Source organism: Rhodococcus sp. BH4, assembly GCF_002079265.1.
GTDB lineage: Bacteria > Actinomycetota > Actinomycetes > Mycobacteriales > Mycobacteriaceae > Rhodococcus_F > Rhodococcus_F qingshengii.
In genome coordinates, this window is the sequence record NZ_CP014941.1 from 4,726,302 (window position 1) to 4,739,767 (window position 13,466).

Sequence of the window (13,466 nt, forward strand, 5' to 3'; positions counted from 1 at the left end):
ACCTCTACTCGAAGTCGGAGACAAGACCCATTCCCTCCAACAGTGTCGGACGGTCGTAGTACTCGAGCCACTCGGTGATCCGTCCGTTTGCCATGCTGAGGATTCCGACAACAGGAACGACGCCATGGGTACCGTCGAAGTGGAAGTCGTCCACTCGCTGCACAAATACCCTTCCGTCGATCACGCCGAGAGACTCGATCTTCAGTGTGATCCGTTCACACTTGCTTGCCAGTAACGCAATTCGGCCCGCAACGGCCTCCTTGCCGACAAGAGGTTCCTGCATGACGCTGTGGAGCACACCGTCCTCGGCGAACAAGTCGACGACGCGTGTCCAGTCCATGACGTCCCACGCCTGGAACATCTCACGCGCCAACGCAAGCTTGTCACTGTCGTTCATCACACTCATGCCACACTCTTCTGTCGAAGCTCACGCTTGAGGATCTTTCCGGTCGAATTGCGCGGCAGTTCTTTCCGAATCTCCAGCCGCTCGGGAAGTTTGTACGACGCAATGCGCTTGTCCTTCAGGAACGCGACCAGAGCGTCCAGCTCGAGTTCCGTCTCGGGCCGCAGCGTGACCACTGCTGCGACGCGCTCACCGAGTACTTCGTCGGGGTCGCCGATGACGGCCACATCCGCGACGGCCGGATGCTCGGCGATCAATCCCTCCAGTTCGGCTGGGGCGATGTTCATTCCGCCGCGGATCACGAGGTCCTTCCCCCGGTCCAGGTAGCGGAGAAACTGCCCGTGATCACCGGCAATCTCGAAGATGTCTCCGGTGCAGAGGAATCCGCGTTCGTCGAACGGAGACGGCCGATCGCCGAGATAGCCGGCAAAGACCGTCGGTCCGCTGATTCGCAACTCACCCGGGTGCCCGACTTCGGTGATGTCCTCGCCGGTGACCACGTCGACCAAGCGCACGTCCATCCAGTCGGAGATTCTGGTGCTCCAGCGAAAGTTCTCGACACCGAAGCGGGGGAAGTACCGTGCGCGGTCGTCCGGATCCGGCATGTCCGCAGGCGAGGAGAGCAGACTGATGCCTTCGTTGGATCCGAAGAAGTTGATGACTCCGATTCCGTATCGCTCCTGCCATCCCCGGACCATCGGAGGTTGCAGTGGCACCGAACCCGAACCGATCCGAGTCAAGCTCGACAGGTCGACCGCCGCGAGCATCGACTCGTCGGCGAGCAGCATCCACAACAGCGCAGGCGGCGCTACCGTGTACGTCACGCGCTCGGCCTCGATCTGCCCGAGGAAAACTCGAAGATCGAACGGGTGGTGCTGTACCAGTACACATCCCGTGCGGAGCCACGGCAGGAACATTCCGTTGATTCCGGCCATGTTGACCATCGGGAACGGGTTCAGCAAGACGTCGCCGACACCGATGTCGGGAGCGTCGATCGTGGCCCAGCAGATGGCCAGCCACTCGTAGTGCGAACGTGGGACCCCCTTCGGTTCGCTTTCGGTCCCGGAGGTCCAACAGATCGTCATCGCATCGTTGGGGTTGTTGGGATCTTCGGTGATTCGGACATCCAATTCACTGCGCTGTGTTTCGGTGGCCGCCCGAGGACTCAGCCCCACGACACCGGCCGGCAACTGGGCCGGAAGCTCGGATGCGGGAGCGTAGGCGAACACCGATCTCAGAGAGGGAATCCGGGATCTGATTGCAGCGATCTCCGTAGCAGGGAGTCTGTCACCAAAACTGGGTACGGTGACAAATGCTGCAAACGCCGCCTGGTTTGCCATTCCTTCCACTTCACGTTCGCGGTACTGCATGGGCAATGGCGAGACCACGATCCCCAGAGACCACGCTGCAAGGTAGACCTCGACCAATTCGACGGTATTGGGCATCTGCACGCCCAGAACATCTCCCCGGCCCAAACCCACCTCGGAGAAGCCGGCAGCGAGCGCGATGACTTCGCTCTCCAGTTGGTTCCAACTGAGGCGTCGCGGATCTCCGCCGGACAACTCGCTCCGGTTCGCCGGATCAACCACGGCAAGTTCGTCACCGCGTACCCGCACCTGCGCCCGGAACACCTGATCGATCGTCTCGTCGGACCACCACCCCTTCGAGGTGTATTCGTCCACCTTGACGCGAGGGTGCAATCCCCTGTGTGCCTTGTTCATTCGCGTACTCGTTTCAGTTCTCGTAACGGCCGGAAATGTCGATCACGTCGCCCTGCTTCTCGAACGCCTGGGTAGCGGCGTTCCACTCGAACGGCTGGAATGCCAGGATTCCCAATGCATGGTCCGCGGTCATCGTGAATTTGATTCCGTCGATGAACATCGGCGGGTGGTAGTCCTGCGTTCGTGCGGCACTCATGATGCTGGCGCGTGAGAGTCCGTCGGATGACTCAGAGGCCCGAGTGAAGTTGTCCACCAACAGGTCACCGATGGCCCAGCCGTTCACGGTGTAGCTGTTGGTCGGGGAATCGGCACCGTGAGCAGCCGCACCGGCCAGGTAGTCACGTACCGCCGCGTCATCCTTGTAGAGGGCGTTGTTGGGATCCTTGAGCCACACCATCACCTGCTGCCCGTCGGCAGCATCACCCGCGGGCGCATACAGCGTCGCACCGTCGACGCAGTTCGACGGTTGAATCACGGTGTCGGGCTTCCATCCGACACGTCCGATCGCCTGGGTGATCGCGAGGCAATCGGTGGTGACACCGGCCACCACCAATACCTCGGCGCCACTGGCTTTGAGGGTCGATGCCGCCGTCTTGGGGTCGGTCAGCGCCTCTTCGGCTGCGATCTCGAAGTTCGTTCCTTCGATCGCGGACTTGAAGCCGTTGGCGATCCCTTGTCCGGACTCGGTCTGGTTCGTGGCCAAGGCAACCTTGGCGCCGCTCGGATACTTCTTCTTCAGGCTTTCGACCACTACCTCCATCTCGACGCCCGGATCCGGTAGATACTCCGTGGTCCACGGAAAGTCTTCGATCACCCGGAACTCGGGCATGCCTGCCTGCGCGAAGAGCAGTGGAACACAGGCAGTGGTCTGGTCGTCCGCGATGGCGTTCAACTGGCCTGCTCCGAACGTGCCCAGAACGTCGACCTTGTCCTTCTGAATGAACTCTCCGACATTGGCTTTGGCGCGCTCCGGGGAGAAGGCATCGTCCTTGACCACGACGTCGAGCTTGACGCCGCCGACGCCGCCGGCCGCGTTCTCGACCTCGAACCGTGCTCGCATTCCTTCGATCACGTTGCCGACCGCGTCGGCGAGCGGGCCGGACGTCGGACCACTCCACCCCACCGTGAGTTTGTCGGTGATCGGCGCCGCGGCACCACTGGGATCGCTGCAGTCGTCGACCGATACTGCTCCGGCCGAGGTCGACGTGTTGCTCTCTGCGTCGGAGTTACCTCCGCAGGCCGAAAGGAGTAGTGCCGCAGCGGCGATGACTGCGGGAATCGTGGTCTGCCTTTTCATATCGTCCAGTTCCTTGCTGTGAGTTGAGAGAAACGAGAGTGGGCGAGGGAGACGGCGCTCAGGTGCGGGGTTCACCTTCGCGATACTTGGGATGATCTGCGGGAACCACGAGGACAAACCGTCGGAGAACACTGTTGATCCGGCCGACGATTCCGTCCGGCATCAAGAACACGATCGCGATCAGCACCGCGCCGAACACAACTCCCGACACGGGGCCGTCGGTGACGCTTCCGGTGTAGTACGGCAGGAACACCACTGCCGTCGCCCCGACGATCGGGCCGAATTGCGTTGCGATTCCGCCCAACACCAGTCCGGTGATGAACTCGATCGACTTCATCAACGAAAAGGACTCGGGTGAGAGCGCGCCGATGTACATCGTGAACAGCGAACCTGCCAGACCGGTGATCGCGCCGGAAAGTCCGAAAGCGAGAATCTTGACCCGCGCGACGTTGATGCCGTTTGCACTCGCCGCAATCTCGTTGTCGCGCACCGCAACCATTGCCAGACCGAATCGACTCTTGACGAGATTGCGGATCAGGAGCATGACCACTGCCAGCGTCACTACCGAAACCCAGAAGATCCAGAGATAGGTGTCCGCGCGGGTCAAACCCGTCCATTTCGGCGGGACCAGAAGATTCGCACGAACGACCATGCCGGCCGCGCCACCGGTGAGATCCCCGGTCTTGCGGATCACTTCGGGAAACGCCACAGCGACGGCGAGGGTAACGAGGGCCAGATACAGCCCTTTGATCCGCAAGGAGGGAAGCCCGACGAGAAGTCCTAGTACGAAACACAATACGACTGCCATCGGGATTGTGGTCAACGGCGAGTATCCGCGATCGACGATCAGAACGCCGGTCGTGTACGCGCCGAGGCCGAAGAAGGCAGAATGGCCGATCGACAGAAGTCCGGTGTACCCGCTGACGATATTCAGTCCGGCGATGGCAATCGCGATGATGAAGACACTCGTGAACTGCCCTACGCGAAACGGCGCGCTCTGCGACACGAGGAGCAGGGCACAGACGGCAGCCACCAGCAGAACCAGTTGGAGTATCCGGTACGACGTCGATCCGGCAACCACCACGCGCGGCTGCCTGACTGCCTTTTCGGCGACCGCGGGTTCATTTCTCTCGGCAAGCGTCGTCATACCCGCTCCAGTTTCTTGGTACCGAACAGTCCATTGGGTCTGACGAAGAGGATCACCACGATGATCAGTAGCGCGGATGTCTGCTGCAGCGAACCGCCGATGACCGAAATGTAGCCGCTGAGCATCGATTCCAGAACACCGATCGTCAACCCACCCACAACTGCGCCGACAAGACTGTCCAGACCGCCGAACAGCGCTGCCGCAGATGCTGCGATGAAGATCGGGAACATGGTCGTAAGGCCGAGTTGTTGCGGCGAGAGCGGAGTGACCAGGACACCGGCCAGTGCGCCGATCGCTGCCGCAACACCCCAGCCGATTGCGAGTATCCGGCTGGTCGGAACTCCGGCGAGAGTGGCAGATTCGGCATTGTCCGCGACGGCACGCATGTGCAGACCGACTCTCGTCTTGCGAAAGAGCAAGGACATCAACACAAGTAGGACAACGAGCGCAACCAGTACGCCCAGTGCGTCGCCGTACACGCGCGCGCCGCCCACTGAGATGTAGTCGGTGGGACCGTTGGGAAACGGGCTCGGCATGATCTTCGTTTCGCTCCCCCACAGCATTCCGGCCAACGAGTTGAGCCCGGTGAACAATCCCAGTGCCACTATCAGCACTGCCATGTCACTTCTACGTTGAACCGGCCGGATGAGCAGACGCTCCATCAACGCCCCGAGCAGGAAGCCGAGAGCGAGAGCCGCTCCGATCGCGGCCCAGATCGGCCAGGACATCGTTGTGAGCCACCACGCCACGAAGGTTGTGAACAGGGCCAACTCGCCCTGAGCGAAGTTGATCGTGCCGGTGGCACGGAACACCACCACGAGTGCCAGCGCGAGAATTGCGTAGATCGAGCCGTTGGTCAATCCGGAGATGAGTCGTTCGAGAAAGAGTGTCACCGTTTACTCCTGGTACCCGAGATAGGCGCTGCGCACGACGTCGTCCGAACGAAATTCCTCGGGCGTGCCGGCAGCGACGATGGTGCCTACGTCGAGCAGGAAGACCTTCGACGCGAGTTTCATCGCGAGATCGGCATTCTGTTCCACGATCAGCAGTGCAGTTCCGTCGCTCCGGTTGATCGCACCGAGCGTGTCGAACAATTCGGCGATGACGATGGGCGCCAGACCCAGGCTCGGTTCGTCGCACAAAAGCAGGGTGGGACGGCTCATCAATGCCCGCGCGACCGCGAGCATCTGCTGTTCACCGCCTGACAGCGAACCTGCCAACTGTGTGGACCTCCTCGCGAGCACCGGAAATGTCTCACACCACCGCTCGATGTCGGCCTCGATCTCCGCCTTGTCGTTGCGAAGCGCAGCGCCGACGAGCAGGTTGTCACGTACCGACAGTTGACCGAGAGTTCCACGGCCCTGTGGGACAAGGCTGACGCCGGCGGCCACGGCGCGTTCAGGTTTGGATCCGAGCGGCGAACCGTTGAAGGTGATCGTTCCCTGGTGCGGAATCAATCCGGCAAGCGCGCGCATCATGGTGGTCTTGCCGGCACCGTTCGCGCCGAGAACAACAGCGACCCCGCCGGGTTCCACGTCGAGCGACACCCCGTGCAGTACATTGCCTCGCCCGTAACCGGCATGCAGATCATCGACGCTCAGCAGGCTCATGCCGCTCGCCCCAGATAGGCATTGATCACGGCGTCGTTCTGCTGGATCTCCGCCGGAGTACCTTCAGCGATCTTGTGGCCGAAGTTCAGTGCGACAACGTGATCGGAGATACCCAGCACCAATCCCATGTGGTGTTCGACCAGAAGCGCTCCGAAGCCGAAGTCGTCGCGGAGCGAGACGATCAGTTCTCCCAACTCCTTGACTTCGCTGTGTGTGAGCCCGCCGGCGGGCTCGTCGAGCAGAAGCAGCGAAGGCTCGGACATCAATGCTCGTGCCAGTTCGACGCGCTTGAGTGTTCCGAACGGAAGGCCTGCTGCCGGCGCGTTCGCGACGTCGACGAGTTCGAGGCGTTCGAGCAGGTACCAGGCCTTCTCTCGCAGTTCTCGGACTCGGGCGCGCGCTGGAGGCCAGCCGAGAAGCCCTCTCGCCAGTCCGAAGCGGCCCCGAGACGATCCGCCGACCATGGTGTTGTCGAAGACGCTCATGCCGCTGAACAGTGCGAGATTCTGGAAGGTCCGAGCGATCCCTGCAGATGCCAATGCATAGGGCCGCAATCCCAAGAGGTCGGTTCCTTGCCAGGTGATGACACCGCGACTCGGTTCGTAAATCCTTGTGATGCAGTTGAACAGCGTGGTCTTACCAGCGCCGTTCGGCCCGATGAGTCCGCAGATCTGGCCGGCGTGGACGTCGAAGCCGACGTCGTCGAGAGCCGTAACTCCGCCGAATTCGATCGATACATCGGAGAGCGTGAGTACGACCGGGTCATTCGCAGGTTGTGCGGGTGGTGTGTTTCCAAGCATTGGTTTCACCTCCTCGTGACACTTCAATTAACAGTGTGATAGAGATTACTACAGTAAACAGAGGCACTCCGTCAACGTGCGGCCCCCGATCCGGAGCCGAGAAGGGACATCATCGTGAGGTCCAACAACATTCACGCAGTCGACAGCGGCGGGGGCCCAGACGTCAGGGACTACAGCCGGGTCGACGCTCTCGTCGCCAAGCAGGAAATCTACGAGGTTCTGGCTCGTTTCCTCCGAGCTGCCGATCGCGGAGACGTCGAGGACGCCAGGCGGTGTTATCTACCCGGCGCAACCGAAGACCACGGGGGTGTCTTCACCGGCACCGCCGACGACTACATCGACCACATCGCCGGGGCCATCACTCACCCACGGTCACTGACGACCCACGCAATGACCAACGTCCTGATCGAACTCGACGGGGCCACAGCACACGTCGAGTCCTACGTGCTTGCCTTCGCGCGAATCAAGCACTCGGACGGCATAGCCGACACACTCACCTCGGCGCGCCTGATCGACCGCTTCGGCTACGAGGACGGCAGGTGGGGAATCCGCCACCGCGCACTGCGGTGGGACTGGAACCACGACATGGCCACAGCCGAAGGCTGGATCTTCGGGATGCTCGCGCCTGAAACGTCTTTGAAGAAGAGCAAGAAATTTCCCGACGACCTCATCTACACACGGCAGACACAGGAGCACTCATGACAAGGTTTCGCGGAACGCCGATAGAGGGCGCGACTGTCCTCGTCACCGGCGCCAATCGAGGGCTCGGCTTGGCCTTCGTCCAACAGGCGAAGTCGATGGGTGCCGCCAAAATTTATGCAGGGGTGAGAAATCCCGACGAGGCGCCCGCCGAGCTGCGATCCACCGGAGCACACATCGTCGAACTCGACGTGACCGATCCAGGACTCGTCGATGCAGCGGCCAGGGCGTGCGGTGACACCACAGTGGTCGTCAACAATGCCGGACTGTTCACCGGGAATCGGTTGATCGAGGCCGACGACCAAGCGGGTGCGCGAGCCGAGATGGAGGTCAACTACTTCGGGCCTCTGACGATGATCCGCGCCTTCGCGCCGGTACTCGCCGCCCGCGGCGGAGGATCGATAGTCAACGTCCTGTCGGTGGCCGCAATCGCTCCGACCGCCTTCATGGGTGGCTATTCACCGGCCAAGGCGGCTGCTCTGTCGCTCGGCGGCATCGCTCGCGCCGAACTCGAACCGCACGGCATCACCGTCACGTCGTTGATCGTCGGCAGCGTCGACACCCGCATGGCGTCACATGTGCAGGGCCACAAGGAAAACCCTCTCGACATCGCGGCAACCGGACTCGCCGCCATGCAACGCGGCGAGTGGACGTGCGACACCGATTTCATGGCAATCGACGCGCGTGCGCGCCTGGCCCGCGACCCGATTCGGTACGAACGCGGACTGGGCAAGCTCCTCTTCGCCGGCGAACTGACCACCCGATCATGAGCGATCCGATTCGTGTTGCCCAGTGGGCGACCGGCGCCATCGGCAAGACGGCGCTACGCGGAATCATCGATCGTCCCGACCTCGAGTTGGTCGGCCTCTACGTGTACAGCGACGCCAAGGCGGGTCGAGACGCCGGTGACATCGCCAGACGAGCACCGACGGGGGTGATCGCTACACGCGACGTGGACGAGATCATCCGCTCGCGCCCACAGGTTCTCATCCACAGTCCGCGGTTGCAGATTCCGTACGAACGCCACGACGACGATCTGTGCCGTCTGCTTCGCGCCGGGATCAACGTGATCACAACGGCCGGGCAGCACTTCCCCCGCGCACACGGCACCGAACGCGAGCACATGTTCGCCCAAGCATGCAAGGAAGGCGATTCGACGCTCTTCGGCGTCGGGGTGAGCCCAGGCGTCATCGGTGAGAGATTGGCGTTGGCGCTGACGGGAACATCGATCGAACTCGACCGAATTACGATCGACGAGGTGCTCGACGCTCGCGGCATGCCTGACCCCGGCTTCGCGTTCACCGTCATGGGAATGGGTTCGCCCCCGGAGGAACTGGACGGAACCGGGCCGTTGCCCTCGCTGTACGCGTCGCTGTACCTCGAGACCATCGCGTTCATGTGCGAGCGCCTGGGCGTCACCTACGACGAGGTCGTGTCCGATCACAGGGTCGTTCCGGCACGTACGGATCTCGACGTCGCCGCCGGACGCATCGCCGCGGGAACCGTCGGAACCACCGAATGGCGCTGGCACGCAATGGTCGACGGAAAGCAGTTCCTCACCCTCGCCATCATCTGGACCATGGAACCTGATCGCGACGAATACGCGGGACGGGACCAATGGGAAGTCCACCTCTTCGGCAAACCCGAGATCGTGATGACCGTCAACCTGGTCGAACCACAAGATCCGAACAGTCGCACGACAGCCGGTCAGTTCATCACTGCAGGCCCGGCACTACGCGCCGTCGAGCATGTACTCGCTGCTCCCGCCGGCATTTTCGAACCCCCTGTCTTTGCCCCCTTCAGATTGGAGCATTCAGCATGACAACTCAGCCGACGGACGTAGGTTCGACTGCCACCCGTGAACCTGCCACCCGTGAACCTGCCGTCCGTGAACCTTCCGTGAACGCGCTCCTGCCCGACGGTCGCCCCGTGCAGAATCTGGAAGACTTGCTACGCAGCCGGGCGATTGCCAGTCCGAAGAGCACCGCCGTCATCTCCGATGACGGGCGTACCAGTTTCCGCGAACTCGACATCGAAACAAATCGTGTCGCGAATGCACTTCTGCGCGATGGTGTTCGACCCGGCGACCGGGTGGCGTACATCGGGGCCAATGCACCGTCTTTCCTCTCCGTCCTGTACGGATCTTCGAAGATGGGCTCGATCCTGACGGCCGTCAACAATCGGCTGGCACCGGGCGAGGTCGACTACATCCTGAGCAACAGCGAGCCGACCGTCGTCGTACTCGGAGCAGGCGATGAGGGCCTCTCCGACGTCGCCGCGGCGGTCGGTAGCGTCCGGACCGTCGTCACGGTGGACGGTTCCGGAAACTCGATCTCGTGGAACGACTGGCTTTCCGGTGTCGGCGACGACGATCCGGGGTCGTCGCGCCGCCCCGACGACACAGCGCTGATCTTCTACTCGTCGGGAACCACCGGTCACCCCAAGGGAATCGAACTCACCGGCGCCAACCTCGGCCGTGCCCTCGCCACCATGTATCACCTGCTCGATCTCGACACCGACTCCGTGGCTATGTGCCCGGTTCCGTTCTTCCATGTGGCCGGACTGGGTCTCGCCCTGGTCACGACGCTCGGCGGTGGCGCTCTACTGCTCGAGACCATCGCCGGACCTCTCGAACTCGTCGCGCTGATGCAGGAGTACAAAGTCACGCATGCGGTCGCCGTTCCCGCGGTGATCAGCGTCCTGACCTCCCTTCCGGCTGTGCGCGAGGCAGATTGGAGTGCCCTGCAGTTCCTGGTCTACGGAGCCGCGCCGATGCCACTGCCCCTGTTGCAAGACGCGACCGAGGTCTTCGGGTGTAGTTTCCTGCAGGCATACGGACTCACCGAGTCGACCGGCGGCGTCACCATGCTGACCCCGGAAGATCATCGGGCGACCGACGAGTCGACCGCGCATCGGTTGAAGTCCGTCGGGCAGCCGATGTTCGGAGTGCCCATCCGCATCGTCGATCCCGTGACGCTCGAAGACGTCCCGGTCGGTACCCGCGGCGAGGTCGTCATCGGCGGCGCTCACGTCATGAAGCGTTACTGGCGTAACGAAGCAGCCACTGCGGCCACCATGTTGGACGGTGACTGGCTTCGCACCGGAGACGGCGGATCGTTCGACGAGGACGGCTATCTCTACCTCCACGACCGCCTCAAGGACATGATCGTCTCCGGCGGTGAGAACGTCTATCCGGCCGAGGTGGAGAGTGTTCTCTCCGGGCACCCCGGCATCCGCGAGGTGGCGGTAGTCGGCGTTCACTCCGATCGGTGGGGTGAGACTCCCCTTGCCGTAGTCGTTCGAGCTGCTGATTCGGATGCAACCGAAGCGGAGATCATCGAGTGGTCACGCGAGCGACTGGCTCACTTCAAGTGCCCCAGTGCGGTTCGGTTCATCGAGGAGCTGCCACGCAACGCTAGCGGGAAGCTGCTCAAGACTCGTTTGCGACAGGACTTCGCTTGAGTCCATGACACGAATTCGGGGCCGGTCGCTTCGAGCGATCGGCCCCGATTTCTGTCGTTCGATGTGAAGCACGCTCAGCGTGGGTGAATCCGGAACTCCACGCCGCCGACACTCAGCCCGGGCTCGACGGCAGACGCGCCGCTCGACGCCGCCAGATCGATTGCAGTGAGCATCGACCGCTCCCCCGGAACGAACGACACGACGCGTGATCCCAGCCTGATCGAGAGTGGTTGCGCCGAGACCGGTTTCTTTCCGAACACTTCGGCCCACAGCGTCGCCGTCCTGGCCGGATCGGGCGAGGACACGTCGACGCCGAGGATGTCGTCGACCCAGGGATCGAGGGAAACCTCCTTCTCCGTCTCATCCCAGAACCACTCGTCGGCGTCGGGAATCTCGTCGAGTTCTACGAGCAGTCCGAGATCACCGGGATGAAGTTGGACGATCCGGTGACCGTAGGCCTCGAGATCTGCCACCGTCCGAACATCGGCCGCAGCTGCACGTTCCAGATAGGGCTCGATGTTCGAAACCTGGATCGAGAGTGCATAGCCGCCCTCCCCTCCGCCCTTGCGGATCCATCTCGCCAGCGAGACCGTCTCGTCGAGCGGTGCGACGATCTCGAGAAATGCCTGCGGCCCGACGGCCAAGGTCTCGTCGGCCAAACCGATGTCTTCGAGCAGTGGATCTGTGAATCCTGGTGCCAGATTCAACGCTTCACGTAGTTGTTGACCGGTCTTGTCCAGGTCTCGTGCACCGATCACCACCTGTCGCAGGATCTCCCACGTGCCCGCGTCGTGCGTGCCCGTCACAGTCCGACCGCTTCGGCTGCGGTGTCGGCACTCTGCCAGCGTCGGAGCTCGGCACCCGGCGCCCACGTCGAGTGGGTGCCACTCGAAATCCGTTCGGGAAGGCGAAGTTTGCACAATGGTCCGTCTCCGACGCGGGCAGCGTCGAAGATCAGGCAGAAGGACGCGTCCTCGTTCATGTCGGTGGTCAACGTGATGAGATAGCCGTCGTCTTCGGCGGTACCACCCACGCGTGGTGCCATCGAGGTCTCGCTTCCATACACGCCGTCACCGAAGGAGAATCGTTCCTCGTTCCCCGTAAGCAGGTCGTGTTTGACCAAGCCGTCGAACAGGAACCACGACGGCTTACCCGAAGCCGCATAGGCGTATCGGTACTTCTCACCCGCGAAATTGCCGTTCATCATGCCGAATTCGGTGATCGAGTCACTGAGTTGCTCTTCACGCGTGGCTCCGGTGACCAGGTTCAAACGCCAGCGGTGAAGCCGGGTCTGCATGCGATCGAGAGCGAGGAAACGGAAGGCGCGCTCCCACTGATTGCCCATACCGTTGTCCGACGGCTCCGGATCACCCTGGTAGAAACCGTCCAGAACAATCTCGTCCCCCTCTTCGTAGGCGTTCACGAAGTGCAGGACATAGGTCGAATCGGCTTCGAACCACTTGATGTCAGAAGTATTTCCGCGGCGTGGGATGACTCCGAGACGCAGCGGGATATCGGGATGGAAATTCGCGACGTGCGCGCCCTTCTCCAGCAGAACCGGATCCCAGAACAAGGGGCAGTCGTTGAGGATCGCGTAGTTCTCCGTGAAGGCCATGTCGTGCGGCAAGCGCGGACCGGGAAGTGGGACGTCGACGTAGTGGACCAACTCGTTGGCCGAGTCCACCACGCCGTAGTGCATGTACGGCGCTTCCTTGCTGTAGTTGAAGAACAGCATTTCTCCGGTCTTGTCGTCCACCTTCGGATGCGCGGACACACCCCATTCGAAGGGGAACTTGCCGTTCCAGCTTTCCTTGCCGAGTGTCTCCGCCGACATCGGATCGAGACGATACAGATCTCCGCACTGGTAGAAGCTGGTGAGAGCAGTCCCCCGGTGAACGACGACGTCGGTGCTGGACGCGTCCTTCATCCGGGTGCGCGCACCCTTGCCGCCCTCGGGGCGACTGAGTTTGGGAGACTCGGCAAGCCCGGCCCACAACGCAGCGCCGGCATCCTGCTCGGCCGCCAAGCCGTCGGTACGTACGAATCGGTTGCGGTAGAACGACTCTCCGTCGCGAAAGCCCACGATGTGAATCATGCCGTCACCGTCGAAGGGGTGATACGCCTTCATCGAGGGATGGAGCGGATTCTCGGTGTTACGCAGGTAGACACCGTCGAGGTCTTTCGGAACCTCACCGAATACGACTTCGAGGTTGTCCGCTTTGAACTCGGTGGTCTGGGGTTGCCACGGGCCGGTGCGATACGGGTGATCGTCATCGGCGGGAAGGGTGGACAACAACTTGCCTACGATTTCGACGTCCATGGAATTC

General features: G+C 62.1%; 13 protein-coding genes. 4 read left to right on the plus strand and 9 right to left on the minus strand.

Going from position 1 to position 13,466, the window contains the following annotated elements:
• Positions 1–4: 4 nt before the first annotated feature.
• Genes A0W34_RS21645 through A0W34_RS21675 form a run of 7 tightly spaced genes read right to left on the minus strand, consistent with a single transcriptional unit; the run spans position 5 to position 6,978 of the window.
• Positions 5–406: a nuclear transport factor 2 family protein gene (locus A0W34_RS21645; protein WP_081558251.1), complete on the minus strand. Its 402-nt coding sequence runs from the start codon at positions 404–406 to the stop codon at positions 5–7.
• Positions 403–2,124 (minus strand): class I adenylate-forming enzyme family protein, encoded by a 1,722-nt coding sequence (locus A0W34_RS21650; protein ID WP_081558252.1) that lies wholly within the window; start codon positions 2,122–2,124, stop codon positions 403–405. The genes A0W34_RS21645 and A0W34_RS21650 overlap by 4 nt, the downstream gene beginning before the upstream one ends.
• 13 nt (positions 2,125–2,137) lie before the next feature.
• The gene (locus tag A0W34_RS21655) at positions 2,138–3,421 is read right to left on the minus strand and encodes an ABC transporter substrate-binding protein (RefSeq protein WP_003939841.1); all 1,284 of its coding nucleotides are present in this window, start codon (positions 3,419–3,421) and stop codon (positions 2,138–2,140) included.
• Between the two features lie 58 nt (positions 3,422–3,479).
• The gene (locus A0W34_RS21660) at positions 3,480–4,568 is read right to left on the minus strand and encodes a branched-chain amino acid ABC transporter permease (RefSeq protein WP_030534909.1); all 1,089 of its coding nucleotides are present in this window, start codon (positions 4,566–4,568) and stop codon (positions 3,480–3,482) included.
• Positions 4,565–5,461: a branched-chain amino acid ABC transporter permease gene (locus A0W34_RS21665; RefSeq protein WP_003940241.1), complete on the minus strand. Its 897-nt coding sequence runs from the start codon at positions 5,459–5,461 to the stop codon at positions 4,565–4,567. Before A0W34_RS21665 ends, A0W34_RS21660 begins: the two co-directional genes overlap by 4 nt.
• Before the next feature lie 3 nt (positions 5,462–5,464).
• Positions 5,465–6,178 (minus strand): ABC transporter ATP-binding protein, encoded by a 714-nt coding sequence (locus tag A0W34_RS21670; RefSeq protein WP_003939931.1) that lies wholly within the window; start codon positions 6,176–6,178, stop codon positions 5,465–5,467.
• The gene (locus tag A0W34_RS21675) at positions 6,175–6,978 is read right to left on the minus strand and encodes an ABC transporter ATP-binding protein (RefSeq protein WP_081558253.1); all 804 of its coding nucleotides are present in this window, start codon (positions 6,976–6,978) and stop codon (positions 6,175–6,177) included. Before A0W34_RS21675 ends, A0W34_RS21670 begins: the two co-directional genes overlap by 4 nt.
• Positions 6,979–7,092: 114 nt before the next feature.
• On the opposite strand from A0W34_RS21675, the gene A0W34_RS21680 reads away from it, so the two are divergent.
• Genes A0W34_RS21680 through A0W34_RS21695 form a run of 4 tightly spaced genes read left to right on the plus strand, consistent with a single transcriptional unit; the run spans position 7,093 to position 11,139 of the window.
• Positions 7,093–7,680 carry a nuclear transport factor 2 family protein gene (locus A0W34_RS21680; RefSeq protein WP_081558254.1) on the plus strand — a complete coding sequence of 196 codons (588 nt, stop codon included), beginning with the start codon at positions 7,093–7,095 and terminating at the stop codon, positions 7,678–7,680.
• Positions 7,677–8,447, plus strand: coding sequence for an SDR family oxidoreductase (locus A0W34_RS21685; RefSeq protein WP_081558255.1), 771 nt, complete (start codon positions 7,677–7,679; stop codon positions 8,445–8,447). Before A0W34_RS21680 ends, A0W34_RS21685 begins: the two co-directional genes overlap by 4 nt.
• Positions 8,444–9,499: an NAD(P)H-dependent amine dehydrogenase family protein gene (locus tag A0W34_RS21690; RefSeq protein ID WP_081558256.1), complete on the plus strand. Its 1,056-nt coding sequence runs from the start codon at positions 8,444–8,446 to the stop codon at positions 9,497–9,499. Before A0W34_RS21685 ends, A0W34_RS21690 begins: the two co-directional genes overlap by 4 nt.
• The gene (locus tag A0W34_RS21695) at positions 9,496–11,139 is read left to right on the plus strand and encodes a long-chain-fatty-acid--CoA ligase (protein WP_081558257.1); all 1,644 of its coding nucleotides are present in this window, start codon (positions 9,496–9,498) and stop codon (positions 11,137–11,139) included. The genes A0W34_RS21690 and A0W34_RS21695 overlap by 4 nt, the downstream gene beginning before the upstream one ends.
• A 74-nt stretch (positions 11,140–11,213) precedes the next feature.
• On the opposite strand, the gene A0W34_RS21700 is transcribed toward A0W34_RS21695, so the two are convergent.
• Together A0W34_RS21700 and A0W34_RS21705 are read right to left on the minus strand one after the other, a co-directional pair.
• A complete protein-coding gene (locus tag A0W34_RS21700; RefSeq protein WP_037128481.1) occupies positions 11,214–11,945 on the minus strand; it encodes a hypothetical protein in 732 nt (243 codons plus the stop codon).
• Positions 11,942–13,459 carry a carotenoid oxygenase family protein gene (locus A0W34_RS21705; RefSeq protein WP_003940450.1) on the minus strand — a complete coding sequence of 506 codons (1,518 nt, stop codon included), beginning with the start codon at positions 13,457–13,459 and terminating at the stop codon, positions 11,942–11,944. Before A0W34_RS21705 ends, A0W34_RS21700 begins: the two co-directional genes overlap by 4 nt.
• Positions 13,460–13,466 lie beyond the last annotated feature (7 nt).

Bases quoted from the DNA above. Each gene is read 5' to 3' on its own strand.
- A0W34_RS21655 (WP_003939841.1), bottom strand. From the start codon at position 3,421: ATGAAAAGGCAGACCACGATTCCCGCAGTCATCGCCGCTGCGGCACTA.
- A0W34_RS21660 (WP_030534909.1), bottom strand. From the start codon at position 4,568: ATGACGACGCTTGCCGAGAGAAATGAACCCGCGGTCGCCGAAAAGGCA.
- A0W34_RS21650 (WP_081558252.1), bottom strand. From the start codon at position 2,124: ATGAACAAGGCACACAGGGGATTGCACCCTCGCGTCAAGGTGGACGAA.
- A0W34_RS21695 (WP_081558257.1), top strand. From the start codon at position 9,496: ATGACAACTCAGCCGACGGACGTAGGTTCGACTGCCACCCGTGAACCT.
- A0W34_RS21690 (WP_081558256.1), top strand. From the start codon at position 8,444: ATGAGCGATCCGATTCGTGTTGCCCAGTGGGCGACCGGCGCCATCGGC.
- A0W34_RS21670 (WP_003939931.1), bottom strand. From the start codon at position 6,178: ATGAGCCTGCTGAGCGTCGATGATCTGCATGCCGGTTACGGGCGAGGC.
- A0W34_RS21685 (WP_081558255.1), top strand. From the start codon at position 7,677: ATGACAAGGTTTCGCGGAACGCCGATAGAGGGCGCGACTGTCCTCGTC.
- A0W34_RS21645 (WP_081558251.1), bottom strand. From the start codon at position 406: ATGAGTGTGATGAACGACAGTGACAAGCTTGCGTTGGCGCGTGAGATG.
- A0W34_RS21675 (WP_081558253.1), bottom strand. From the start codon at position 6,978: ATGCTTGGAAACACACCACCCGCACAACCTGCGAATGACCCGGTCGTA.
- A0W34_RS21705 (WP_003940450.1), bottom strand. From the start codon at position 13,459: ATGGACGTCGAAATCGTAGGCAAGTTGTTGTCCACCCTTCCCGCCGAT.